The sequence below is a fragment of the Nitrospira sp. genome, from assembly GCA_024760525.1.
Taxonomy (GTDB): domain Bacteria; phylum Nitrospirota; class Nitrospiria; order Nitrospirales; family Nitrospiraceae; genus Nitrospira_D.
The window spans coordinates 1,530,366-1,555,641 of sequence record CP060499.1; the positions used below are offsets into that span (position 1 = coordinate 1,530,366).

At 55.6% G+C, this 25,276-nt stretch carries 27 protein-coding genes; 16 read left to right on the forward strand and 11 right to left on the reverse strand.

What is annotated here, in order from left to right; all coding sequences use genetic code 11:
- Positions 1 to 10 precede the first annotated feature (10 nt).
- On the forward strand, positions 11 to 376 hold the full coding sequence (locus tag H8K04_07185) for a sulfurtransferase (GenBank protein UVT17316.1): 366 nt from the start codon (positions 11 to 13) through the stop codon (positions 374 to 376).
- 21 nt (positions 377 to 397) lie between these two features.
- Here the strand turns inward: H8K04_07185 and H8K04_07190 are convergent, their stop codons facing one another.
- The 4 genes from H8K04_07190 to H8K04_07205 form a co-directional block, all read right to left on the reverse strand.
- On the reverse strand, positions 398 to 946 hold the full coding sequence (locus H8K04_07190) for an OmpH family outer membrane protein (protein ID UVT17317.1): 549 nt from the start codon (positions 944 to 946) through the stop codon (positions 398 to 400).
- 83 nt (positions 947 to 1,029) lie between these two features.
- The gene (locus H8K04_07195) at positions 1,030 to 1,440 is read right to left on the reverse strand and encodes a hypothetical protein (GenBank protein UVT17318.1); all 411 of its coding nucleotides are present in this window, start codon (positions 1,438 to 1,440) and stop codon (positions 1,030 to 1,032) included.
- Positions 1,441 to 1,595: 155 nt separating this feature from the next.
- Entirely contained in the window at positions 1,596 to 2,330 is a 735-nt protein-coding gene (locus tag H8K04_07200; protein UVT17319.1) for a hypothetical protein, read from the reverse strand.
- Positions 2,331 to 2,517: 187 nt separating this feature from the next.
- Positions 2,518 to 4,020, reverse strand: coding sequence for a cadherin-like beta sandwich domain-containing protein (locus H8K04_07205; protein ID UVT17320.1), 1,503 nt, complete (start codon positions 4,018 to 4,020; stop codon positions 2,518 to 2,520).
- A gap of 477 nt (positions 4,021 to 4,497) precedes the next feature.
- Between H8K04_07205 and moaC the strand changes: the two genes are divergently transcribed.
- The 9 genes from moaC to recN all read left to right on the forward strand — a co-directional run bounded on the left by moaC (position 4,498) and on the right by recN (position 14,649).
- Complete coding sequence (gene moaC, locus H8K04_07210) at positions 4,498 to 4,992, forward strand: cyclic pyranopterin monophosphate synthase MoaC (protein UVT17321.1); 495 nt, start codon at positions 4,498 to 4,500, stop codon at positions 4,990 to 4,992.
- Between the two features lie 12 nt (positions 4,993 to 5,004).
- Entirely contained in the window at positions 5,005 to 5,703 is a 699-nt protein-coding gene (locus H8K04_07215; GenBank protein ID UVT17322.1) for a molybdenum cofactor biosynthesis protein MoaE, read from the forward strand.
- 39 nt (positions 5,704 to 5,742) lie between these two features.
- Positions 5,743 to 6,807 carry a GTP 3',8-cyclase MoaA gene (moaA, locus tag H8K04_07220; protein ID UVT17323.1) on the forward strand — a complete coding sequence of 355 codons (1,065 nt, stop codon included), beginning with the start codon at positions 5,743 to 5,745 and terminating at the stop codon, positions 6,805 to 6,807.
- 112 nt (positions 6,808 to 6,919) lie between these two features.
- Complete coding sequence (locus H8K04_07225; GenBank protein ID UVT17324.1) at positions 6,920 to 7,624, forward strand: sulfite exporter TauE/SafE family protein; 705 nt, start codon at positions 6,920 to 6,922, stop codon at positions 7,622 to 7,624.
- Between the two features lie 125 nt (positions 7,625 to 7,749).
- A complete protein-coding gene (locus tag H8K04_07230; GenBank protein UVT17325.1) occupies positions 7,750 to 8,586 on the forward strand; it encodes an acetyl-CoA carboxylase carboxyltransferase subunit beta in 837 nt (278 codons plus the stop codon).
- A 25-nt stretch (positions 8,587 to 8,611) separates the two neighbouring features.
- Complete coding sequence (locus H8K04_07235; protein UVT17326.1) at positions 8,612 to 9,910, forward strand: bifunctional folylpolyglutamate synthase/dihydrofolate synthase; 1,299 nt, start codon at positions 8,612 to 8,614, stop codon at positions 9,908 to 9,910.
- Position 9,911: 1 nt separating this feature from the next.
- Positions 9,912 to 12,380 (forward strand): LPS-assembly protein LptD, encoded by a 2,469-nt coding sequence (locus H8K04_07240; protein ID UVT17327.1) that lies wholly within the window; start codon positions 9,912 to 9,914, stop codon positions 12,378 to 12,380.
- A 55-nt stretch (positions 12,381 to 12,435) separates the two neighbouring features.
- Complete coding sequence (gene trxA / locus H8K04_07245) at positions 12,436 to 12,813, forward strand: thioredoxin (GenBank protein UVT17328.1); 378 nt, start codon at positions 12,436 to 12,438, stop codon at positions 12,811 to 12,813.
- Positions 12,814 to 12,978: 165 nt separating this feature from the next.
- Positions 12,979 to 14,649 (forward strand): DNA repair protein RecN, encoded by a 1,671-nt coding sequence (recN, locus tag H8K04_07250; GenBank protein ID UVT17329.1) that lies wholly within the window; start codon positions 12,979 to 12,981, stop codon positions 14,647 to 14,649.
- On the opposite strand, the gene H8K04_07255 is transcribed toward recN, so the two are convergent.
- The 6 genes from H8K04_07255 to H8K04_07280 all read right to left on the reverse strand — a co-directional run bounded on the left by H8K04_07255 (position 14,650) and on the right by H8K04_07280 (position 21,796).
- Positions 14,650 to 15,780, reverse strand: coding sequence for a response regulator (locus tag H8K04_07255; protein ID UVT17330.1), 1,131 nt, complete (start codon positions 15,778 to 15,780; stop codon positions 14,650 to 14,652).
- A gap of 193 nt (positions 15,781 to 15,973) precedes the next feature.
- Positions 15,974 to 17,332 carry a sigma-54-dependent Fis family transcriptional regulator gene (locus H8K04_07260; GenBank protein ID UVT17897.1) on the reverse strand — a complete coding sequence of 453 codons (1,359 nt, stop codon included), beginning with the start codon at positions 17,330 to 17,332 and terminating at the stop codon, positions 15,974 to 15,976.
- 88 nt (positions 17,333 to 17,420) lie between these two features.
- On the reverse strand, positions 17,421 to 18,698 hold the full coding sequence (locus H8K04_07265) for a hypothetical protein (protein UVT17331.1): 1,278 nt from the start codon (positions 18,696 to 18,698) through the stop codon (positions 17,421 to 17,423).
- 293 nt (positions 18,699 to 18,991) lie between these two features.
- Positions 18,992 to 20,002 (reverse strand): hypothetical protein, encoded by a 1,011-nt coding sequence (locus H8K04_07270; protein UVT17332.1) that lies wholly within the window; start codon positions 20,000 to 20,002, stop codon positions 18,992 to 18,994.
- An 80-nt stretch (positions 20,003 to 20,082) separates the two neighbouring features.
- Positions 20,083 to 20,958: a nuclear transport factor 2 family protein gene (locus H8K04_07275; protein ID UVT17333.1), complete on the reverse strand. Its 876-nt coding sequence runs from the start codon at positions 20,956 to 20,958 to the stop codon at positions 20,083 to 20,085.
- A gap of 88 nt (positions 20,959 to 21,046) precedes the next feature.
- Positions 21,047 to 21,796, reverse strand: coding sequence for a Stp1/IreP family PP2C-type Ser/Thr phosphatase (locus H8K04_07280; GenBank protein ID UVT17334.1), 750 nt, complete (start codon positions 21,794 to 21,796; stop codon positions 21,047 to 21,049).
- Between the two features lie 213 nt (positions 21,797 to 22,009).
- Between H8K04_07280 and H8K04_07285 the strand changes: the two genes are divergently transcribed.
- From H8K04_07285 to H8K04_07310, 6 genes are all read left to right on the forward strand, one after another.
- Complete coding sequence (locus H8K04_07285) at positions 22,010 to 22,393, forward strand: hypothetical protein (GenBank protein ID UVT17335.1); 384 nt, start codon at positions 22,010 to 22,012, stop codon at positions 22,391 to 22,393.
- Between the two features lie 5 nt (positions 22,394 to 22,398).
- A complete protein-coding gene (locus H8K04_07290; GenBank protein ID UVT17336.1) occupies positions 22,399 to 22,680 on the forward strand; it encodes a DUF507 family protein in 282 nt (93 codons plus the stop codon).
- Positions 22,681 to 22,745: 65 nt separating this feature from the next.
- Complete coding sequence (locus tag H8K04_07295) at positions 22,746 to 23,030, forward strand: DUF507 family protein (GenBank protein UVT17337.1); 285 nt, start codon at positions 22,746 to 22,748, stop codon at positions 23,028 to 23,030.
- An 18-nt stretch (positions 23,031 to 23,048) separates the two neighbouring features.
- Positions 23,049 to 23,495 (forward strand): tetratricopeptide repeat protein, encoded by a 447-nt coding sequence (locus tag H8K04_07300; GenBank protein UVT17338.1) that lies wholly within the window; start codon positions 23,049 to 23,051, stop codon positions 23,493 to 23,495.
- Between the two features lie 14 nt (positions 23,496 to 23,509).
- Entirely contained in the window at positions 23,510 to 23,977 is a 468-nt protein-coding gene (gene bcp, locus H8K04_07305; GenBank protein UVT17339.1) for a thioredoxin-dependent thiol peroxidase, read from the forward strand.
- A gap of 77 nt (positions 23,978 to 24,054) precedes the next feature.
- On the forward strand, positions 24,055 to 24,867 hold the full coding sequence (locus tag H8K04_07310; GenBank protein UVT17340.1) for a hypothetical protein: 813 nt from the start codon (positions 24,055 to 24,057) through the stop codon (positions 24,865 to 24,867).
- On the opposite strand, the gene H8K04_07315 is transcribed toward H8K04_07310, so the two are convergent.
- Positions 24,864 to 25,271, reverse strand: coding sequence for a tetratricopeptide repeat protein (locus H8K04_07315; protein UVT17341.1), 408 nt, complete (start codon positions 25,269 to 25,271; stop codon positions 24,864 to 24,866). The genes H8K04_07310 and H8K04_07315 overlap by 4 nt on opposite strands.
- Positions 25,272 to 25,276 lie beyond the last annotated feature (5 nt).

Here is a 25,276-nt window from a genome sequence, read left to right on the forward strand (position 1 = left end):
AGGAGAAGACATGCAACATCATCCGGGCTTTTTGGAACTGGTCAACCGCGCCAAACAACGAGTGAAAGAAAGCAGTGCCGGTGATGTGAAGGCGCGTCTCGACCGGGGTGAACGGTTTCATTTCATCGATGTTCGGGAAGACCACGAATTTGCCAAGGATCATGCGCGGGGAGCGCGTCATCTCGGCAAGGGAATTATTGAGCGGGATATTGAGGCGATAGTCCCTGATAAGCAGGACCCTATCGTCCTGTATTGCGGAGGCGGGTTTCGGTCCGCGCTCTCCGCCGATGCGCTGCAACAGATGGGATACACCAATGTGATTTCAATGGATGGCGGGATACGGGCGTGGCGAGAGGCCGGCTACCCATTGGAATAGGTTGGAATGCGGTTCAGCCGGCTACTTATTGGTTCTGTCGAATTCCTTTATCACTTGGTCGGTCAGATCGATCGTATCTTTGCTGTAGATCACGATCTTGACGGTTTGCTCGCTGCCTTTGTCGACGACGAGCGCAATGCCTCCCTTTTCAGCGACGGATTGTGTCGCCGCGGAGATTTTCTTCATGTATTCGTCGACCAATTCTTTCTGTTTCTTCTGGAGTTCCTGATTGAATTCCTGGGCGCGCTTTTGGAAGTCCTGGACCTTCGTCCGGAACTGGCCCTCTTTTTCCTTCCGTTCGGTCTCATTCCACTTGGGAGCCTGCTCTTTCAACTGCTTTTCGTAATTCCGAAGATCTTCTTCATCTCTCTGGAGGAGTTTCTGCCTGGTCGAGACGTATTCCTTCAGCCCATCGAGCGCTCGCTTGCCGGCTTTTGACTTTTCCAAGACGGACTGTGGGTCTACCACAGCCATCTTGAATTCAGCGGCGTGGGCGGCGGGTGCGATGAGCGGAAGAACCGAGAAGAGCAGCACTGCAAGGAACAGGGGTCGCGCAGCAGAAATCAGCATATCGTCCTCTTATGCCTCCTGACCAAATGGGAGAACCGGGGAAGAATAACCGTGCCGTAGAGGCCTGTCAAGCGAACAGATTGTTACCACGAATCAAAACTGATCGACTCCTCCGCGATCCAGACCTCGACGCCATAATGCCATTTGAGCCGTCGCGCGACCGCCCTCATGGCGTATTCGTCCGCGTGGGTTGGGTCGAAGGGGTTCCGGATCTTTTGTAATCTTTCTTTTTTGAACGGAGGCGGGTAGCCAAGGTCTTTCATTGCGAGGGCCACCATGTTCAACTGAAAGATGCGTGGGGTTTGATTGAGCTCCACCAGCAGGATTTCCGCCGGCCCGTCTGAAGCTCTGTGGGCACGGAACAGTTCAATGACCCGGCCCTTCAGCTGTGAACGCTGTGATTCTGTGAGTTCCGGCAGGGCCAACTCAACCAACAGCGCGTTGGTGGCACCGTTGAACGACGGCATATTGAACAGTCTGCTCAGCAATCCCATGGCGTTCCCGACGACTGACGGTTGTAGTTGGATTGAGCCAGCCCTTTCTTAGGAAGGCGGCTTCGGCTCGGAGAGAGTGTACTGAAACGCGCGGGAATTTTCCACCGTTCGGTGAGAGGGATCGTGAAAAAATCGGTTGGAAACGTGTGATCGAACTACCTGAAAAGTCGCTTGATTGTGCCGGTCGCCGTGTCCACACCCTTCTGGATGACCTTGCCTGCGGTCCCGAGGCCAGGCGACGCCATAGACGCGCCGGTCTGTTGAACGAGCGGGCCAAGAATCTGTCTCATGGCCTCTCCGGTGGTTGTGCCGTTCGATATCTTGCCGATGTCCTGAAGATGCAGATCGGGTAACGCCAGTGATGCCGATTGAGCGCCAAGCATGTCGGTGCGGACGCGAACTGTTCCGTTCATAATGTAAAGATGCTCGATGACCAGCTTTTTGCCTGATTCGGAGTCTCCTGAAATGTTCCCCTCGCCGTGTTGACGAGACACATAGCGCTCGATGTTGCGTTGAAGCCTGTCGAGGTTGCTGCCTGCAGAGGTGTATTCATACGTGATTTCAGGTTTGACGAGTGTGATCTCTTTGATTCGGATCACGTCTGTCGTGAGCGAGCCGATGTCGAGTGTCATGCGGATTTCACCAAGCGACAGAGCGTGTGTGGTCCTAAAGCCGTCAGGATTGCCGACTATGAGACCTCGCAATGCGGCTCTTCCCTCCGCCAAGCTGATACTGACGCCTGATAGGCTGATCGGTACACCGGTGATTTCCGGTCCATAGCGACGGATGGCGGAAGCGATCTGAGCATCCAGGGAGTTGTATATCCACCAGAGACTCCCGGTGATTGCGATCAATGCAAGCGCTGCGCTCCCAATCAGGCGTTTCTTCATGACGCGTGTCCCACTGCAGAGCAGTATAGCAAGGCCATTGTAGGAGTCTATTGACAGAAGAATTCATTACGAGAGCTCGAGCCAGAGGACGGCCTAGACGGTATGGGCAGCGCGCTGAGAAAGCGGCACCGGAGTACGCATGCCACCTGTTACACTGTGGACGGAAGGGTCTTGCAATCACCTCAATCTAGGGCGCGGCTCGTTCGACGGTGATGCGATAGGTTCTGGAACTGCCGTTGGGGGCGACCACGACAAGGTCGATGTCGGTGCGCGAGCCCGGAGCTCCAAGGGTAATGTCCCGCGCCTGACCCGAGCCGATACCCTGGCCATTCACCTCCATGCCGGCACTTGGATCCTGAAGAGTCGCCGTCACCGTGACGCTGCTGACGGTGGTCGCCAGGTCCACCGTATACTTGGTGGTGTTCGGATTGAACGCGGGGTCCAAGATGCCGGGTGTCACCGTCAAGGCCGAGAGTCTGTTGTTGCTCGCAGGGGCTGCGCGTTCGAGGGTGATGCGATAGGTCTTGGATCTGCCGTTCGGGGCCACGACGACGAGGTCGATGTCGGTGCGTGAGCCCGGAGCTCCAAGGGTAATGTCCCGCGCCTGACCCGAGCTGATGCCCTGGCCATTCACCTCCATGCCGGCGCTTGGATCCTGAAGAGTCGCCGTCACCGTGACGCTGCTGACGGTGGTCGCCAGGTCCACCGTATACTTGGTGGTGTTCGGGTTGAACGCGGGGTCCAAGATGCCGGGTGTCACCGTCAAGGCCGAGAGTCTGTTGTTTCCGCTCAGTGCAGTGCGAAATACGTCCACGGAATATGTTGTTCTGGTGCCATTTTGCGCGGTCACCACAATATTGATAAAGGTGCTCAAACCTGGTCCGCGCAACGTAATGATACGGGGCTGCCCGGAGTTGATGGCCTGCCCATTCACCGTCAGGCTCGCCGTCGTATCTTGCAACGTCGGCGTCACTGTTACGCTGGTCACACTGCTCGCGACATCCATCGTGTACCCGACTGTGCCGGCACTGAAAGGCGGATCCAATGTTCCCGGGACTATGGTTAAGCTCTGCAAAAAGTTGTTGCCCGATATTCCACGATTCATCGTAACCAGGTAGGTTTTCTGAGTTCCGTTCTGGGCTGTCACGATAACGGTGATGGTCGTGCTTTGGCCGGAGTCATTGAGGGTAATTGCGCGTGCCTGGCCTGAGACGGCGGCTTGCCCGTCGACCGTCATCGTCGCAGCAGGGTCGTCCAGGGTGGGGGTTACCGCAATACCTCCGACGTTATTGGCGACATTGACTGTATAGCTGAGCGTGTTGGCATTGAATGTGGGAACCAGAGTTCCGGGCGAAACGGTCAAGCTCTGCAACGAATTGTTTCCGGCTAAGTTGGCTTTGTTGAGAAGCACGATGTAGATTCTTGAATTGCTCGTTGATTCTGACACCACGATACTCACGGGAGTCACTGATCCCACCGGGCCCAGTTGAATATCTCTTCTCGTCGTGGTCTGCCCATTGATAGTCACCGTGTCGCCGGCCACTCGCGGTTGCGCCGTGATGGTCACGGTTGCAATGTCGCTGGTGAGGTCGACATTGTATTGGGTGGTGTTACTGGCAAAGGACGGTTGAAGTGTTCCGGGGGTAATGGTCAGACTGGCAAGTTCAACCCCTTGGTTAACCGACCCCACATCCTGACAACCATAGGAGCCAAGGCAGATTGCAACGAGAAGCGCGACGGATACCAGATACGACTCAGCGAGGAGAGGGCGTCTTATGCGGTGCCGGCCAAGTGTCTCTTGGTGCATGAGCTGCGGGATCTATCTGCCCTTAAATCCCAAACGGTGGAGTTGCATATTACGAGCGGGGTCGAAACCGATCTATCCTACGTATGTATGGGTAAGCGAGCAGGAAAGGCCTCATGTCGGGAAGCCTTGTTACCGGCGGAGGTGATCCCAACATCCACGTGGATCGACGATGGCGAGGGGAGCCTGATGTGCGACCGTCAAGAGGTCTTGGTCTCCCGTGACAGCAGGTGGGTTGGTCTAACCATAAAATTGCTGTCTCTTACAATAGGTGACCGTTCCCTTCCGGCTTGACCTTCATTTCAGGCGGCACCTATAATCCCACTACTGGTTTCATCACAACATACTGATTCAACGGGTAAAATGGCCGAATTCACCCACTTTAATGAGTCTGGGCGCGCGCGTATGGTCGACGTCGGCGCGAAAGATTCGTCTGAACGGCTTGCCACAGCTCAAGCCAGGGTATTCCTGCTTCCCGAAACCCTTGAAAAGATCCAGCGGGGCAAGATTCAGAAGGGTGATGTCTTGTCGGTCGCTCAGGTCGCCGGCGTGATGGGCGCGAAAAGGACGCCGGATCTCATCCCCATGTGCCATCCGATTCTCCTCACCAGTGTCGATATTGCATTCAATGAAGAACTTCAGCCCGATCCACAAGGCCGCTGTTCCATCACCATTACGGCGACGGCCAAGACGACAGGGCCGACGGGCGTCGAAATGGAAGCGATGACGGCGGCCACGGTTGCGGCGCTGACCATTTACGATATGTGCAAGTCGGTGGACCGTGCCATGAGTTTCAGCGAGGTCTGCCTTCTTTCCAAATCCGGGGGGAAGTCCGGCGCCTATATTCGAAGGGAGTGAGGATCAGAGACCATGGTAACGGTCAAGTTATTCGGGATGACGAAAATGATGGCCGGCAATCGGGGATCGTTGTCATTGGATTTGGCGAATGGTCGGCGGGTCAAGGATCTGGTCGGAGCCATCACTAGCGGCTATCCTGCAATCGGGGAACTGCTTCACAAGAAGAAGGTGCTGGTATCGGTGAATCAGGAAATCGCGCACGAGGAGACAGAAATCAAAGATGGGGATGAGATCGCTCTGCTGCCCCCTTTCGCCGGCGGGACTGGCATGAACGATGAGACGGACGACCGCCAATTCGTCCGCGTCCAGCAGGAAGATTTTTCCGTCGATGCCGAGATCAACCGCGTCCGTGGCCGGTCCAAACGAATCGGCGGCGTCTCGATCTTTTTAGGGACGGCGCGTGACCGGTCGAAAGGGCGGGAGGTGGATAGCCTCACCTTTGAGCACTATGAGGGAATGGCGCAAACAACGTTGCGTGAGATTCGAGAGCGGGCGCTGAAAGATTTCGATATCCTCGAACTGCTCATTATCCACCGGTATGGAGAGATTACAATCGGCGAGAACATTGTGCTGATCATTGCCGGTGCCGAACATCGTGCGGACGCGTTCCGTGCCTGCAAGTGGGCCATTGATGAATTAAAGCAGATCACGCCGATTTGGAAGCTGGAACACACGCCTGAAGGAGAGGTGTGGGTCGAGGAGCACCCATAATCGACTGAGCGCCCTAGGGGTGAGTCCGGAGAAGAGACAATGGATCAGTCCATGCCGCAGCGTTCTATCTCCCCTCTACGCGATGCATTCGGTCGCCCGCTCGGTAGTCTTCGCCTGTCGGTCACGGACCGATGCAATCTCCGCTGCAAATATTGTATGCCGGAACCGGAGTATGTCTGGCTTCCACGCGAGGATCTTCTAAGCTTCGAGGAAATGGCGACGCTTGCGGGATACTTCGCCGATCTCGGAGTGGAGAAGGTCAGACTGACCGGAGGAGAACCGCTCTTGCGACGGGACCTTGCACGGTTTGTGCGGTTGCTGCGGCAGGATCGGCGGATTGAGGAAGTGGCCTTGACGACGAATGGTATTCTGTTGGCCGAGTATGCCCAAGGGCTCTATGAAGCGGGTCTTGACCGGGTGACGGTCAGTTTGGATACGCTCCGACCGGAGCGGTTCCGTCAATTGGCCGGGCGCGATGAATTTTCACGAGTGTTGGAGGGTATCGAATCGGTCGGTAAGACGGGTTTTGCGAGTTTGAAACTCGACACGGTTGCGATCCGGGGATTCAACGAAGATGAACTGAGTGCGTTGATCGAATTCGCCAAACACTATCACGCTGAGGTTCGTTTCATTGAGTACATGGATGTTGGGGGGGCGAACGAGTGGAGCATGGACAAAGTTCTGTCGCAAGACATGATCCTGGCATCCTTGAGTCGACGGTATGGCCGGGTCACGCCGCTTCCGGAACGGGGGAGTGCTCCAGCCCAGCGATTCTTGTTGCCGGACGGCACAATCTTTGGGATTATTCCGTCGACGACGATGCCTTTTTGCGCCCAGTGCGACCGCAGTCGTGTCACGGCCGACGGATTTTGGTATCTGTGCCTGTACGCTACGTCCGGTATTGATTTGCGCAAGCCGCTCCGTATGGGAAGCAGTCCTGTGCAAATGCGGGAGATGATCGGGGCCGGATGGACGACCCGCCGTGATCGTGGAGCGGAAGAGCGTAAGGCCTTGGAGCGGGTTGGGCTTCGAGCCGGAGGGTTGATCGACATTGATCAGCTTCGGCAAGATCCGCATCTGGAGATGCATGCCCGTGGCGGATAAGTGCGTGTAGTCCGGCGTGTCCTCCGATATAAAACGTGGTTCTGTGCATGGAATGCGGTATCGTTCTAGATTTGCCGAGTAGACTCGGTCTAGGTCCGCTGCCCGATTGATCATGCCGGACATGCAGGTTGCGACATTGCTAGGAGTCGGCTTTCTGCTTGGGCTGCGGCACGCCCTGGATACCGATCATCTTGCAGCGGTTTCCACGGTGCTTGCTGAGCGACCGTCGCTCTTGGCGTCCGGCGCCGTTGGGTTATGGTGGGGCATCGGGCATACCCTGACCTTATTGCTTGTAGGGGCGGTCGTTCTTGCTTGGGGAGTTCATATCCCCGCACAATTCGAAGTCATCGCTGAATCGTGTGTGGCCGTCTTGCTGATCCTGCTCGGCGTCACGTTGGCCTTTAGGCTCTACCGGGAGCGATGGCACGTGCATAGCCATCACCACGACGGCCGCCCGCACGTTCATTTTCACAGTCACCAACGACAGGAAGATCATCGTCATCGGCATTGGATGACCGAGTTGATTCGTCCACTCTGTATCGGTATGGCGCATGGGCTGGCTGGATCCGCCGCGCTGATGTTGATGATTCTTGCCACAACGACAGACGTGGTCGCCGGCCTCTTGTCGATTCTCGTCTTCGGGGTAGGGTCTATTATCGGTATGATGGTGATCGGCCTGACGATCAGTGTTCCGATCATCTATTCACGTTCGGTCAGCCGGCAACTTTTTGTCGGGGTACAGGGTTTTGCCAGTCTTGCCAGTGTCTCGGTCGGGGTGTGGATGCTGGTCGAGTTGACGTCGTCCGCGATCGGGTAGTGAGACGAATGGTTCCTCAGATGTCGGCACGGCAGAAAAGTGCATCGGAAATCAGGGTATGGTATTCTTTCCCGGCCGCATCGAGGTGAGGGTTGCCCACTTAGGTCTGGATAGGCGCAGCGATCATGGCGTGGTTCAAGAAAGACAAGCCGGCAGAATCAGTCCCGCCGCCTCGCTCTAAAGGCAGCGAGGGGATGTGGCTCAAGTGCAATCACTGCCGGGAAATCGTCTATCGGAAAGAAGTCGACCGGAACAACAAGGTCTGCCCGAAGTGCGAGTATCATTTCCCTATTTCAGTCACGGAACGGATCGGATTGCTTATCGATCTCGGGACGTTCAAAGAATGGGATGTCGGATTGGAGGCTCAAGATCCCTTGACTTTTCACGACACCAAGTCTTATCGAGAGCGAGTGAAGGCACACCAAGAAAAGACCGGTCGAAAAGATGCTCTCGTGATCGGTGAAGGCACGGTGAATGGCCGCCGCGTGGTGCTGTGTGTGTTCGATTTCAGCTTCATGGGCGGCAGTATGGGCTCGGTGGTTGGTGAAAAACTCTGCCGCGCGATCGATCGGGCTTTGGAGTTAAAATTGCCCGTCATTCTGGTGACCGCCTCCGGGGGAGCACGGATGCAGGAAGGTATCTTCTCGTTGATGCAGATGGCCAAAACGTCGACGGCGGTGGCGAAGTTGGGAGAAGCCAAACTGCCCTTCATTTCAATCCTCTCCGATCCTACGTTCGGGGGTGTCACGGCCAGTGTGGCGATGTTGGGAGATGTGATTATTGCGGAACCGAAAGCCTTGATCGGTTTTGCCGGACCTCGAGTGATCGAACAGACGATCAAACAGCAATTGCCGGATCAATTCCAACGGTCTGAATTCCTTCTCGAGCACGGGATGATCGATATGATCGTCGAGCGCAAGCGTCTTAAGGAGACGGTCGGCACTCTCGTGAATCATTTTTAGCCTTCTGCGTCCTTCCGGCTTGTTGATGAGCTACTCCTCCGTTATCGAATACCTTTACAGCCTTCAAAAGCACGGCATCAAGCTGGGTCTGGAGACCATGCGGCTCCTCTTGGAGAGGGTCGGCAATCCTCACCACGCACTTCATGTGCTTCATATCGGAGGTACCAATGGCAAAGGGTCGACCGCGGCAATGGCCGCGGCGGTGCTTCAACATTCAGGCCGGCGCGTCGGGCTCTATACATCTCCCCATCTGATCGAATTCCGTGAACGGATTCGTGTCAATGGTTGCGTGATCACGGAAGATCGCGTAGGAGAGTTGATCACGCGATTGAGGGCCGCCCTGAAACACGATCTGCAGCCGACTTTTTTTGAGATGACGACGGCCCTCGCGTTCCTGTACTTCGCAGAGTCTGAAGTCGACGTCGCCGTACTGGAAGTCGGGTTGGGCGGACGGTTTGACGCGACCAACGTCATGGAACGACCGCTCGGCAGCGCAATCACGACGATCGGTCTGGATCATCAGGAGTACTTGGGGCACACGGAGGGTGCGATCGCCTTCGAAAAAGGGGGCATCATCAAGCCGTCCGTACCGGTCGTGGTGGGACGTATGGGGTCGGAAGCTGAAACCGTGCTGCGCCGGATCGCTGTCGATCGGACGGCACCGTTGTGGCAGCTGGGCCGCGAGTTTCATGTTGAAGGGAATGACTCCAAGGTGTTTGCGTATCGCGGAGTGACACGTGTGATCGAGGGGCTGGCTTGCGGCCTGGCAGGGCGCCACCAGTGGGACAACGCCGCTTGTGCGTTGGCACTGCTTGAAGCTGCCGGTCAATTGGGGCTGGCAACGAATGACACGGCCGTACGTGAGGGCCTCCGGACTGTGTCATGGGACGGTCGCCTAGAGTCCATCGATGAGTCTCCGAAGGTTTTGCTCGATGGCGCACATAACCCTGCCGCGGCGCATGCGCTCGCACGATATCTGAACGAATATTCCACAAATCATCCAACTTCTCGGATTATTCTGGTGTGGGGCATGATGCGCGATAAAGATCATCGGGGATTCATCGCGCCGTTGCTGCCGATGGTGTCGGAGATCGTGTTGACACAGGCGGCTCTTGCACGATCTGCCACGATTCAAGATCTTCGCGCAGCCCTGCAAGAATGGCATGGCTCGCTGTCGGAGTCCGTTCTTCCTATGGATGCGCTGGCAGTTGCCAGAAGCCGGGCAATGCCTCACGATCTTATCTGTATAGCCGGATCACTCATGCTCCTGGGGGATATCAAAGCGGCAGTAAGCGGCTGTGGTCTGTCACCGATCCGTGGTTAACATGGTAGATCCTTTCTTGTGGATCTGCCGGTGGCTCCTGCTCGTCGTCACCGTGCTCTTCCTCTCTCCATATCCTGGATCAGCTGCGGAAAACCGGGTTGGCGCCGGAGCGTCGCCCGCCTCATCCGCCCCTCTCGATATCACTGCGGAACGCATTGACTATCGGCAAGACACGGAAGTGTATGACGCGGACGGGTCGGTCGTGATCCAACAGGGCATGATGAGGCTGACCGCCGATCATGTCACCATTCAGGTTCTTCCGGGGATTCTGACGGCTATTGGCCATGTGCATCTAACGGATCCGCAGGCGGATGTCACGGCCGAACGGATGGACATCAATATCAACACCGAGGCCGGTGTCGCCGCGCACGGGCAACTCTACGTTCCGTCTACCAACACGCTGGTTTCGGGTCGGCTGTTGCAGCGATTTTCAGAATACCATTACCGGGCGAAAGACGGCAGCTTTACAAACTGTGATGCGCAAGGGGGCGAAGTGCCGGCGTGGCGGTTCCGGTTTAAGGATCTTGATATGGGCATGGGTGATACATTGGCGTTCAAAAGCGGGTGGTTCTGTCTATTCGATGTCCCGACCATTCCCTTGCCTACCTTTTCCTATCCGCTGACCAAACGCCAGACCGGATTTCTTATTCCAACCGTCGGGTATGACAGTCGCTTCGGCACCCACGTACGGGGAAGTTTTTTCTGGGCCATCAATCCGAGTCAGGATCTCACCATTTCACCGTCCTACTACAGTAACTTGGGATATGGGTCGGATGTCGAGTATCGGTATGTCCTGGACCGGCGATCCCGTGGAAAGTGGTATCTGAGCTATTTGCAACAGACACAGCTTTCCGGTGTCTCGGGCGCGACCGACACCGGAGCGAATGCCGAAAAATCACGGGCAACACTGACCGGTAGTCATACGCAATTCATTACCGATACGCTTTTGCTCCGAGCGAACGCGAATTTGGTCACCGACCCGAACTTTCTTCAACAGTTGAGCAATTCGGGGGTGCTGCGAGCCTTACCGAGCGCCGAATCAAACCTTATGGCGACCCAGCGGCTGCCCTACGGCAACCTCTATCTCTTGGGTCTCTACCTACAGCCGTTACAAGCCGGTGGAAAGGACACGTTTCAACGTCTGCCGGAGGCCGGCTACAACCTTCCCTACGTCTCACTGTTCAATTCGCCTCTCTTGTTGGGCATGGAAGGCAATTACGTCAACTTTTACCGAGATCAAGGGTTTACGCTCAACAGGATCAATATGGTTCCTGGGATTGCGACTGAGGTAATTCAGCTTGGGCACATGATTGGGATCCGCCCGCAAGCAAAGTTCCGTGAGGTGTATTACACGCGGGGAGCGCAGTCAGAGGAAGGACAGCATCGGGAGACTTTTTGGTTGGGGGTGGACGCCACCTCCAAGCTGGCGCGCCGGTTTTCGCTCGCTGACGGGGGTAGCCTGTTGCACACAGTCGAACCCTCTGTGACGTACGAGTATGTGCCGTCCACGAGGCAATCCGAACTGACTCAAATCGACCAGGTCGACGACCTGCCGAAAAAGAATCTGCTGACCTATATGATGCGTAGCCGTGTGCTGGAATCAGGTAAACAAACGGCATTCAACTGGTTGGACCTGACCGTGGCTCAGAGTTATCGTGTCGGCGATGTGCAGATGATGGCTCGGGATTTCACGCCGGGCGTCCTTCCCTTCCTGGGGTCCGTTACACAACCGCTCCAGCCGGCTACGGTATCCATTCAAGGGAAGAAATTTTCTGATATCTGGATGCGGGCCGTCATCGGCAACAACCTCCCGCCGTTTGCGGGGATCTCACAACTGGATGCCCCAATATTCGGACGCGCCGCCCAGGCCTGGGCGATGCGGCCTCCCATAAATCGATACCTGACGATTGACGCGTTCTTCGATCCCTATCAGCCAGGCGTGAGCCAGTTCAACACGGATCTTCGGTTTCAAGAAGGAACCAATTGGTATTTCGAAGTAGGCCAACGGTACACGAGAGAAGGCAATCGAGTGCGGCGAGGCGATCTTTGGAATCCTATCTCGTTCAACGAGGTGTATGCCCCGACACAGGAGATCCAGTTTGTCACGATGGGCGGCGCGGTGCGCACTCCGTGGGGATGGGCTTTCGGGGCGAAAGCGTACTATGACGTCAAGAATGGAAGAAGTCCTGAATTGGATGCGGTGGCGCTGTATCAGAACCCATGCAAGTGTTGGTCGGTCGGGTTTTATTATCTGAAATTCCCCGATCGTGAGCAGTACAGCTTCATGTTGAGTCTCACGGGGGTCGGTTGGACCGAGAGCACCGGAACCGTCGTGATGCGGACGCTACTGAGCCCGCTCCTGTGGGGCGAGCGTGGCCTTCCGTGGGCGGCTCCAGGCGGGCCCTATGGGCTCCCTCCTCAAGCCTCCGGGGCAGCTGATGGATCGACGGGAGCTCAAACAGGGCGATGATCCGTTTGACACTAAAATCAATGGTGGGGTACGATGCCGTGGTAGGTGTGTGTGCATGATTTTAACCCTGAAGGAGGGCGAAGACGTGGCTGGTGACGCCTTGAAAGTTGAAGATTCGACTTGGGATGCCGAAGTCATGAAGGCCTCGGAACTTGTCATGGTGGATTTTTGGGCCGTGTGGTGCGGCCCCTGTCAAATGGTGGCTCCCATCGTTGATGAATTGGCCAAAGAGTACGACGGGAAGCTCAAAGTCCGAAAGCTGAACACCGACGAGAATCCGGAAGTGGCCGGTCGTTACCAGGTGATGAGCATTCCCACCATTCTCTTTTTTAAGAATGGTCAGCCGGTTGAAAAGCTGGTAGGAGCCAGGCCAAAACGCCAATTCAAGGAAGTCATCGATTCGCTCCTCGCGCAACATGCGGGGACTGCCTAGAGAGGTGTCGAACACAGCGGCTGGTGTTGTTGTCGCATCGCTCAGGCGCTCAACGTATTCAAGCATACGCTTCACGTTTGTGCTCGGTGTGATCTCGCGAGACCGCCGTTTTGAGTGTGCACATGTGTCTCCCGCATCCGGCTAAAATTCCTTGCCGCCGCAGCCATGCTCACTGAGCTGCGTATCACCAATTTTGCCGTCATTGAACAGCTGAGTCTGAACATAGACTCAGGGTTTACCGTGTTAACCGGCGAAACAGGGACCGGTAAGTCCCTGTTAATCGATGCGGTGGCCCTTCTGGTCGGTGGGCGCGCCTCAAACGACCAGATTCGGTTCGGCGCAGACGAAGCGCACCTTGAGGCATCATTCGAAATTCCTCCCGCGCATCCCATCCTCCAAGTCCTGCGAGCCCAAGAGATTCTTGGCCCACAGGACTCTGAGCTTATCATTCGGCGCATCATTGCCCGATCAGGAAGGAACAGAGTGTACCTGAACGGAGTATTGAGCCCGGTCCATCTGCTTGAAGAGTTTGCCGGTACGTTGATCGATATCCACGGTCAGCATGATCAGCAATCGGTATTGTCCAATCCCGCTCAGCTTGAAGTTCTCGATGCGTTCGGTCGTTTGCAGGAATTGCGGCTCACGTATCGAACGACGCATCAGGATTGGGTACGTTCCCGTCAAGAGCGCGCTGAGCTGGCTGTTGCCATGCAGCAGCGGGCGCAGCGGGAAGATCTTTTGAAGTTTCAACGGCAGGAATTGGATGAGGCCGTCTGCCGTATCGGAGAGGAAGAGGTTTTGCAAGCCGAACGCCAACGCTTGGGTTCGTCACGCCGTCTGGCTGAACTGGTGTCGGAGGCTCAGGAACGGATTCAAGGTGATGGTCATGGCATCTTGACTAACGTGACGTTGACGGAACGCGTGTTGGGTGAACTGACCCACATCGACCCTGAGATGGAAGGGACGAGTCGGCTCGCATCTGAGGCCAAAGTACTGCTGAAGGAAGTCGCAGATAGTCTTCGTAGTTACACCGAACGTTTGGACGCAGACCCGATGCGGTTGACGGCGATCGAGGATCGTTTGGCTCTCATCCAGAACATGAAGAAGAAGTATGGTGGGACTATCGAGGCCGTTCTGGCGACGCATGAGCGGGTGAAGGACGAGCTGGAGCAGCTCTGGCGATCGGACAGTGAGATCGAGCGATATGATCGACTCATTCATGAACAACAGGTGAAGGTTTCGGACTTGGCACGGCGGCTTTCGGACAAACGAAAGGAAGCAGCAAAACGGTTGACGAAACTGGTGGGCAAGGAGCTTGATGCGTTGAGAATGGGATCCGTACGCTTCCTGGTCCAGGTCATGCCGAACGAGGCGTATGGCTCGGATGGAGTCGATCGTGTCGAGTTTCTGTTGTCCGCCAATGTCGGAGAACCGTTGAAGCCCATGTCTCGCGTGACATCCGGGGGGGAACTCTCCCGAGTGATGCTGGCCCTGAAATCCGTCCTTGCCGACGTCGATCATGTGCCGGTTTTGATCTTCGACGAAATAGATACGGGAGTCGGAGGGGCGGTTGCGGCGACGATCGGGAAACGGTTACGGGCGCTGGGGCAGTATCATCAAGTATTATGTATCACTCATCTGCCGCAGGTGGCTTCCCAAGCCCGCCATCATTTCTGTGTAGAAAAATCGGAAGTGAAGGGACGGACGGTGGCTTCAGTGCGTGTGCTGGCCGGAATGAGCCGCGAGGGTGAAATTGCGCGTATGCTCGGCGGGGAACGGGTGACTCAAAAGACTCGGGCGACGGCGGCAGAATTGATCGCCGGAGCGCACGAATAATTATGCGGCAGGGGCGATAGTCGTGGCGGGAATAGAGGCAGTGGATTCCTTTACGACGTCAATGAAGAGCTCCAGGAGGAGCGGGTCGAAATGTGTATGCGATTGAAGCGAGATCTGGTGGATTGCGGCATCGATGGAGAGGGAAGATCGGCCTGGCGTGTCCGCAGTCAGGTGATCAAATGCTTGGGCGATGCAGACAATACGGGCCAGCAGCGGAATCTCCGCGCCTTGAAGTCCGCGAGGATAGCCTTGCCCATCCCATCGTTCGTGGTGGGATGCGATGATTTGCCCTACCTCGATTGGCAAGCCCAGTGGCTTAATCAGCCGCGCACCTCTGTCGCAATGTTCCTTACACACGGCCGGCTCACCTGACGGTAGGATCTGGTCTTCTGCAAATCTATAAGATGGAAGGCCGGCTTTCCCTATATCATGCAGGAAGGCTCCCATGGCCAACGTCTTTTGTTCGGAGAGCGTAAGGCTCAGCCTGGCAGCCATCAACGTGGCATTGAAACTCACACGGCTCGAATGATTAAGCAATTGACGGTCCGTGGCCTCCAGGATATCCGAGAGGAGCGGCAGGAGGTTCATTCCCCCTTCTTGTTCCGAGACAAAATCACCCTCTGATTTCGTGCAAAGAGCAAAGTATCCTGCCTTAAGCCTATCCCAGGCCCCTACGCTTTCTCCCTCCGATCCCCAGAGCTCTGTTGATGTCTTCAGGCAATGACGAAGAAAGTCGAGTCGGCGTTTCTTTTCCATCGTCTGCTGGATGAGGGTAATAAGCTCGTTGATGTTGAACGGCTTAAGCAAGTAACCCGCGGCTCCGTGCCGAGTGCCTTCCATGGCAGCCCTTAGACTCCCATAGCCTGTGATAATTACGACCTCCACATTGGGATGATCGCGCTTAATCTCCTGAAGGAGGTCCAGCCCATGGCGGTCTGGAAGCTTCTGATCCAGTGTAATGAGATCGATAGGCTCGCTTCTTAGAACTTCCAACGCTGTCTTGGCATTTTCCACAGCGTGGATGTCGAAGAAGGGACGAAGGATGACTTTAAGAGAATCTCGAGGGCCCGCCTCATCATCAACAACTAGTACAGTGGGCCTTGTTTCAAGCTGCTCAGAAGTTATGCTCATAACATCGAAAAGTCCGACATTTTAAAAGCAATTCCTATTCCTTTTCAGTCAGTTATAAGGCGCTTCAATATACAGTAGTAGGGGTCGTGATATCAACTATAGGTAGGTTGCAATACTGCTAGGGTACCTATCTATTAAGATGGCGAATGTAGTAGTTTGTGCATAAATGTGACATTCTTGTGGATAATATGTGTCATTCTTGCACTGATTGTTCATGATCTTGACCGACAGGCTGGTCTGGGCGGCCGATGCCGAGCGTATCCATGCGGTATTTGAGCATGCGGCGGCTGATCCCAAGTAGATTGGCGGCGTGGGTTTGTACGTAGTTTGTTCGGTTTAATGCATCGAGAATGATTTCCCGCTCAAACTCCATCACCGCTTTTTCGAGAGACATGCGACCTGCGAGAGTATCGTCTCGAAGAGATGTTGAGCGGGAGTCGCTCTTGATCGATGCCGGTAGATGTTCCGGGGTGATTTCTGAAGCATGTTGAGACCAGATGAAAGCCTGTTCGACGAAGTTTTCCAGCTCGCGAACGTTCCCCGGCCAGGGATAACGAGTCAGGAGTTCTAACGCGTCTTTCCCAAATTCCATATGTGGCCGGCCCTCTTCTTCCAGCCGCTTTGCAAGGAAATGCTTGGCAAGGAGAGGGATATCCTCGCCCCGTTCGCGAAGCGGAGGGAGATAGAGCAAGATCACATTGATGCGATAGTAGAGATCTTCTCGGAATTGTCCTTTTCGAACCAGCTCGTCAAGATTCTTATTTGTCGCTGCCACAATGCGGACGTCGACTTTAATCGACTGCACACCGCCGATTCTTGTAAATTCTCGCTCCTGAATGACACGGAGGAGTTTCGCCTGTGTGACGGGACTCAAATCGCCGATCTCATCGAGGAACAACGTCCCGGTGTTCGCCAACTCGAACTGCCCGACGCGTCGCGCCGTAGCATCGGTAAAGGACCCCTTTTCATGCCCGAAGAGTTCGCTTTCAATCAGCGTTTCGGGGAGAGCCGCGCAGTTCAGTGCGACGAAAGGACGCTCTCTCCGTGAACTGTTATAATGCAATGCTTTCGCGACCAATTCTTTACCCGTCCCGCTCTCTCCGGTGATGAGAACAGTGGTGCGACTGTCGGCCACCTGCTCGATCTTTGAGTAGATCTCCTGCATGCCCTGACTCTTCCCGATCAGATTGTGAAAGGCATATCGCTGGACGACTTGAGCGCGCAGCTGCTTGACCTCACGCTCCAATTCGGAAGAGTTGAGGGCGCGATCGACGACAATGCGAAGTTCATCGACGTCGAACGGTTTCGAGAGATAGTCGGCTGCCCCGAGCTTCATGGCATCGACGGCGGTTTTCACGGATTTCGTGCCCGTGAGCATGATGACCGGGGTTATTTTCTTTTCCATGCGAAGCGTTTGAAGCACCGCCAGACCGTCGGTTCCGGGAAGAATGACGTCGAGCAAGACAAGGTCGGGCTCTTCCTTCCGAAACATATCGAGTCCCTCATGCCCGTCGACTGCCTGGAGAATGTCGTAAATCGGCTCCAATACCATTTTGAGAGAGGCACGGACTCGCGCCTCGTCGTCGATCAACAGCACTCGTTTTTTGGTGACCGCGCTCTCCACATCCACTCCTTGCGTTCTACCCGTGATCGGAAGGAAGATTAATCCGGAACGTCGTACCGATCCCTTCGGTGCTCTGAACCCGAATCTCTCCCCGATGCTCCAGAATGATCTGGTGTGCGATGGTCAGGCCCAATCCTGTCCCTTCGTTCACTGGGCTCGCATGCTTGGTCGTAAAGAATGGGTCGAAGATGTGATCGAGGTTCTCAATCGAGATGCCGTGTCCCGTATCTTCGATTTCGATTTGCGCCCACACTTCACCGTCTGGTTTCTGGAGTCGATGAGTTCGAACCCGGAGCGTGCCGGTGTTTTCGCCAATGGCATCCATCGCGTTCAGGAGCAAGTTCAAAAGGACCTGTTTGATTTGCTGCCGATCTAACATGCCACGGGGAAGCTCGGACGCCAACTCTTTTTCAATCTTGATCCCGCGTCTGTCCGCCTTCACTTGGATGAAGTACAAGCATGACAGGACGATCTCATTCAGGTCCTCATCGGTCAGTTTAGGTTCCATGTAGCGAGCGTAGTCGAGGATCTCCTGAATAAGACGTTCAATTCGATGGACGTCCTCGAGCACCATTCGGCTGAATTCTCCGATGAATTGTCGGTCATCCTTCCGTTCGGGAGCCAGCTGAATGAACGTCTTGATCGAGGTCAGGGGGTTTCGGATCTCATGCGCGAAACCACCGGCGATAATTTCCAATGAACGCAAGCGATCGGTTCGTCGCATCAGGGCCTGGGATTGGCGAAGATCTTCATGGATTAGGAGGGAATCGAGCGCATTGGCCGCACTCTGGGCCATGGCGGTCAGCAGATCCGTAGCCTGGTGCGCGAGCCCAGAGCCTTCAGCTTGAGATCGGAGTAGCACGAACGCGATCAGCCTGCCTTGAGTCAACAGCGGAATCGCCAGATTTGCGGGGAGAGCACTGAGTACGGCGGCCATCCCGTTGTCGGAAGCGGTCGCATGGACCGAAGCGGACAACATGGACGAGTCGAGGATGTGCCGGCGCCGAACGAGGTCTTGGACAAGAGGGTCGCTGAGGGCCACCACCGGAAGCATGGCGGCCGTATCTATCTGCCCATAGGAGAGCGCGTGACGAAAACGCTCGCGCTCACGTTCGAACAGATAAAGGGACCCGTTCGGGTACTGAGAGGCTTCTGATAGACCAATCAAGATTCGCTCGGCAATAACGGAAAGATTCGTCGGGTGCCCCATGTCCCGCATGAATCGTGTGAGTTGTTGCAGCGACTCCGTCCCTGATAGTGGGGTATTCGGTTGGGGAGAGGTGCGAACGGTCATGGGCGTGATGAGCGATACTTCATGCCACCCTATGGTGATGCGTGGTGAAAAGACTATTACGTATCATCACTAGGTGTGAAGTATACACGCCGGGTGCCCTTTCAGCCAGCGGATTTGGGTTTTTGACATGACTGAGTACGATCGGATATCGACTGTCCGTGTAGAGCGAGGAGGAGGGACCAATCGCCGAGATCAGCGACAAAACTCCGGAAGAGCGGGCAGACGAAGGAACCTGTATGGGCGGTCGGCACACCTACCGGCCAATGATCGGCCGGTAGGTGATGACATTGAGTTTAGGGAGTGACGGAGGCACTCCGTGTCGGTGCCGGACAGGTACCCGGCGTCATATACAGCAAGTAATTGCCCATGCCGTGCTGGAGTTCAGTTTTATGCAAAGAATGATGGTAGACCATCACCATCTCATAGTCATCGTCCTTCGAGATAGGGAATCCTTGGCCGTCTTTGTACACTTGATGGGGTAAGAATTCGCGGAGAGTTCCGTCCGACTCAACATCCGGTACTGTCCGGAGGAGGGTCTGTTTCTTGGTTTTATTCTCCAACGCGATCAAGAGCAACTCATCATGTCCGTGCGGATAGGCGTATTTGACGCAACCGTCCATGCTGAACTTCAATGGTGCCGTACGGACTTGGACACCTGGCCCGATTTCAATTCCTTCATCGGTCTGATCCGCGGGCCGATCGCCGAATTTGGTGAAGCAGACGATGTTGACGCCGACCTGATAGATGTCCATCGCTTTGACCGGTTTGGCCTTCGGCGCAAAATACATTGTGAAGGTTGCGATGACGTCCTTGGTGGGGGGGGCGCCATGATAGAACGCGACAACCGTCATGAGTTTGTCGGCTGCCGAAAGCTTCACTCCGTATCCGTCGGGGAATTGCGTCTCGGACATTTCGAGTCCTGCTCCACCGAAGAAGAGCGGCTCACCCGGGCACGACACGCTCGGTCTGGTGTTGTTGATCATCAAAATATGGTGCAGGTAATTTCTCGGCAATTCCTTTCCATCGACTGTGGAAAGGGCCGACTTGAAGCCGATCAAATACTTGTCCTCAGGCAATTGGAAGTTGAACCGAGGCATGGAGTCACCCATATCGCCTTCGCCATGGCCCGTCGGAAGGTCGATGGGACCAAAGGTCAGGGTCGCCGTATTTTCTCCATACGTAATCTTTGAGCCCACCTGTTTTTTCAGGGTGGGGATGGCATGATGTTCATGCCCACCACCGTCGGCGTAGGCTGAAGAGATCATGAAAAAGGTAGAGATAAACAACACGAGGGATCTGCGCATAAGACCTCCCAGAGGAAGTGAAGCAGTGATGTTAAACCGGACTCCGATTTCGTGGTATGACTGAAAACAAACGAGCCAGCTCATTGAACGCTGGCCGGTGACGGTGTCACTTTCTTCCAGTGATAGGTGCCGCCGTGTTCCTTGGGCGGAATGTTTTTTCTCGTATCGACTCGCGTGTACCACCAGATTCCCTTTGCTTGCGTGCCGTCTTCCGAGAGGAGGACCTCAAAGCCGCCTTCGCGGTCGTTGCCGGGCTGGTGCCAGGTCCCTTGCCACAGTCGGTTCTCAATTTTTGTTGTGACAAACCGTCCGCCGTGTTGCGTGTAGGGGCCGTTCCCATTCTTGTCCAATGTCGCCTTGTAGCGTTTTTCGTCCTCGACTTCGAGAATATCCCATTCCCCACTCACATCCGGCATTGCGGCAGCCGCGCCACTGACAAGCTTTTGCGATCCTGCAGCCATCGACGGTGAAGCCAGCGGGCCTCCCAATTGAGCGGACCGAAACGATTCGTGCCACGACAACAGTTGCCAACGGCCGGCACGGCGTTCGAGCACGCCCGTTTCTCTTAAGGGAAGTACCGTCCGTTTCACGGCGGATCCTTCGCCGACATAGCGAGTATAGTCGAGCTCCATCGTAAACCAGGCCAGGTCGCCTTTCGTCCAGACCTTGAGCTCAGTAATCGGGATCTCAATCTTCTGCGTGTTGACAAATTCTTCACGCATTTCTTGTTCAAACTCCGGCCAGCCGACATATTTGCGACCACCGACCGAGTAACTGACGATATCGGCGTCATGCGCCATCAGGCGAGAAAGCGTCGGGAGATCTTTTTCGGCGTTGGCGCGTACCATCTGGCGAATGGCGGTTTCCGGATCGGGAGGTTCCGAGGCTCTCACGGTTGGAGCGAGACCGATGAGAAGGAGCAGGCTTCCACAAACAAACGATCCCGCACGGGGCATAGAGAACTCCATAGGCTTGCCAAGTTTCAAATGACCAAGAAACGTACACGGCCTGATGGGCCATGTCAACAACGAAGTACGACCTGACCTATCGACGGGCCACGACCACGACTGTCACGTTGTCTTCCCCTCCGCGATCCAGCGCCGCTGTAACGAGGCGCTCGCAGACCTGAGCGGGGTCGATGTCGCCATCGGCAAGAACGCGCTGAATGTCCTCATCCTCCAACATCTTGGTCAGACCATCCGAGCAGAGCAGTACAAGATCCTCATCGAGTATGGGGAATGCTGCGATGGTGGGGTTTGCCGCCGCCGACACGCCCAACGCACGGGTCAGGACATGCCGTTCAGGATGGGTTTTCGCCGATTGCGGCGTTAAGATACCGCGCTCCAGATATTTTTCGATCACACTATGATCTTTGGTCAGCGGAGTAAGCGTGCCCGATCGAAATCGGTAGGCGCGGCTGTCGCCGACATGAGCGAGATACGCAACCGGTGTTTGAGTCGGCACAATCGCGAGCAGCACAATGGTCGTGCCCATCCCTTTCAGCTTCGATTTCGATTTGGCTCGATCGAGGATCGCCTCATGCGCCCGGCTGATCAGGTCAGTCAACACATCCGTCGGAGGCACCTGACCATTTCGAAGCAGGTCACTCGCCGACGCTGCTTGGGCTTGGATCGTCGCGATGGCCACCTGGGCCGCGATTTCGCCGCCGGCATGCCCGCCCATCCCATCCGCCACAGCCCAAATTCCCAAATGATCAATGATAGCGTACGCATCCTGATTCATGGTGCGAACCAGGCCGATCTCGCTCCGACCGATGCCGATCCAAGCGCTCATCGGGAATATGCCGGCTGAAGGCCGTTGGATAATGAGGAGAGACCAAACCGGTCAAGCAGGTCTTCCAGCAAGTGGCGTCCTCCGGCAGGCTCCGTGTCCGGAAGAAGGATGAAGTTGGAAGTGAGCATAGGGAGGGATTGTAACCTTGATTTCGCCTAGGAGACAAGCTAGAGTTCGTACCGCCACGAAGGTTGCAGTTGGTAGATTGCTGACATGATTGTGCCGGCGAAGCGAATCCGCATTACGATAGCTGGAGTTCGGCTGGAGGCGGAACTGAGAAAGACTAAGACGGCGGACCAAGTGTACGCGGCACTTCCGGTCAAGGCTGCCGTTAATACATGGGGGGAAGAGTTTTACTTTCCAATTCCCGGAGTTCGCGACCATCGGGAAACGGCGACGACTCAGGTGAAGATCGGAGACATCGCCTTCTGGGGAGCGGGGCAGGTTCTGGCCATCTTTTTTGGGCGAACACCGATGAGTTTGGGTGCTGATCCAGTCCCGGCGGATCGAGTGAATATTATCGGAACGATTATAGGGGATGCGACGCAACTCCGACGAGTAATGGATGCATCGACGATCCTAGTTGAACCGGGGTGAAGACGATGCGGCTCTCGAAAGAACGTGTACGACATATGGCCGAGAGCCTCGCGGGGCATCTCCAAGGGGAGAAACATGTTGAGCTGGTCGGAGAACGCAAGGCATTCATCGATGCCCTCGATCAGGCCATTACGCACGAGTTATCGGCAGAGGATCGTGTGAACGCAGAAGTGCGGCACATGCTGAAGGCGTATGAACAGCAAATCGAGCAGGGACAGGTTGACTATCAAAAGATGTTTCAGATGGTGAAGCAGAAGTTGGTTCGTGAACGGGGCATCATTCTATAAAACGTGAAACGTGAAGCGTATTTCGTGAAGGGCTTGCGAACGACGAGATACGAGCGGCCCACGTCGTGTGTCGCATGTTGAGCGAGGAGAAGGTCAGTCATCTGTCCCATGTGGTTCTCACAGCTATCAAGAAAAATACCGGCACCAAGGTCAAGAGCGGGGACGAGCGGGTCTTGAAAGAGATCAAGCGGGTATTGGCTGCCGAGTTGGCGCAGGAACAGGAGATCGATCGAATAGTGAGAGCGAAGTTGTTATCCTATTCGCGGGGCATTGTCGAAGGGAGTGCTGAGTGGGACGTGCTCTATCGGAAGACGTTCGAAGAGGAAACGCGCAAACACACGAAAACCTGAGGCAGAGGTAGCGCCGTTATGGGAAGGACCATACAACGATTGGCAGTTCTGGGTGTCGTACTGATACTTGTAAGCGCAACCGCGTGCTCACAGAAGCGCAAGCCCCTCGTGCCGCTTGCGCTCGACGGGGAAGTGAAGTCTCAGGCTACGGTCTTGACGGAGCAGGGAACACAGGCCTACCAGGCGAAACAGTTCGAAGAAGCCAAGCGGTACTTTGAGCAAGCGGTCGCCGCGGCCCCGGAGTCCGGCCCTGCCCATTACAACTATGCCTTGGCATTGAATGCGCTGGGCGATTCGGACGTTGCTCGGCAACATTTTTTGGAGGCTGCAGATTTGTCTCCCGGAGACAAAACCATCTGGGATTCGCCGGCGCTCTCGCCGTACGGAAGTCCTGAAACCAAGAATCGCACAAAATCGCGTCCCTATGGGACGACCCGGCCGAACTTTGGCGCCCCTCGCTATTAATGAAGGATGGATCAATGACGAAAGAACTTGCAGTCGGAGACAACGCGCCGGAACTCGCAATCCCGGACCAGCATGGGAAAACCGTGACCTTGAAGAACTTCAAGGGCAAACAGGTCGTGTTGTACTTCTATCCGAAAGACGATACACCGGGGTGTACGAAGGAGTCTTGTGACTTTCGTGATGTGGAGTCGCAGATTCTTCGGGCGGGCGGCAGCATTGTGGGCGTGAGTCTGGACGGCAAAGAGTCCCACCAGAAATTCATCAAGAAATTCGGGCTCCCGTTTCCGTTGCTCAGCGATGAAGATGCCGCAATCTCGAAGGCGTACGGGGTCTACAAAGAGAAGAACATGTACGGGAAAAAGTATTGGGGCATTGAACGCAGCACCTTCGTCATCGATTCCGACGGCAAGCTCAAGGCGATTTTTCGGAAGGTCAAAGTCGATGGACATGCAGACGAAGTCCTCAAAGCACTGAAAGCATAGCGGAAAGTCCGTCGGCTGTGCAGTTTCCGGCCATCATCTCCTGCAGACTCTGGTTCCTTCTCATTTCTTGCTTCGGTATGTCCGTCAATGCCGCCCTCCTCGAGGCTGGGGAAAAAGTCGCTGCAACCATCCTCGTCAAAGATGCGCTGACGTCTCCCAATCAGCCGACCACCATTGAAGCGAAATTGATCACGAAGGGGTTTTTCACGAGTGCGATGCTCGGTGGAGAACCGCTCGAATTGGTGATCGATGGAAAAACGGTCGCCACCGCCATGACCGGCGGGGATGGAAAAGCCTTCTTGGCCTATACCCCCAAGGCGCAAGGCCTGGTACAGGTTCACGTCCGTGTCGGCAACAGCCCACGAGTGGCGTCCACGGAGGGCCAAGCCAATCTGGTGATATGGGAAAAAAGAAATCCCATCATTATGATCGAGCTGTCTTCGCTGATCGAGGAATCGCCACCCAGTCGAGTGCCTGCCGTCGGATTGACGCTGGAATCAGCACAAAAACCGATGCCCGAGGCGGCGGATGAACTCGGGAAGCTCACACAGTTTTACTACCGAGTCATCTATCTTGTCTTCTTGCCGGGAGGGAGGGATGGGTTTCAGGCGACCGCAGAAGCCAGAGACTGGCTCAAGACATACAAGTTTCCCACGGGCTATGTGATGGCGTTACCGCCGGATGCCAATGCCTTGGGAGCAAAAGTTGACGAGTTCCACGCTGCAGGTTGGAAGACGATCAAGACCGGGATCGGGCGCTCACGAATCTTCGCCGAGGCCTTCCTGCAACGTCGCCTCGACGCGATCATCGTTCCTGAACCACTAAAAGGCGAAATTCCGCGCAAAGCGAAAGTGGCGAAGGATTGGAAAGCCGTCAGGAAGAAGCTCTAGTACCCGCCCATTCCCCCATACCCGCCTGGGCCGTAACTGGATGGCGAAGGAGGAGCGGTATGACTTCTATAGGCACTCGAGTGAACGATGGCGGGGTTGGCCGGCGCGAGCTCAGCGGCTCTTTTAAAATGGGCCGTCGCCTCCGCATGAAGGCCCAGTTTGTCGAGCGTCAAGGCCAAATTGAAGTGAGATTCGGCAAGGTTCGGATCAGCTTCGGTGGCTGAGGTGAAGTGAGCTCTGGCATCCGGCCAATGCCCCATCTCATAGTGGGTAATCCCTTCCGCGTTGTGACGGACGGCGATGGCACTGCTTTCGGGAGCGGCGGGCAGCGGTGCGGGTGTGGACGCACAACCATAGTGCAGGAGAACGAGGGTGAGTGCGGCGGTACATCGGACGAGATTCATAGTTC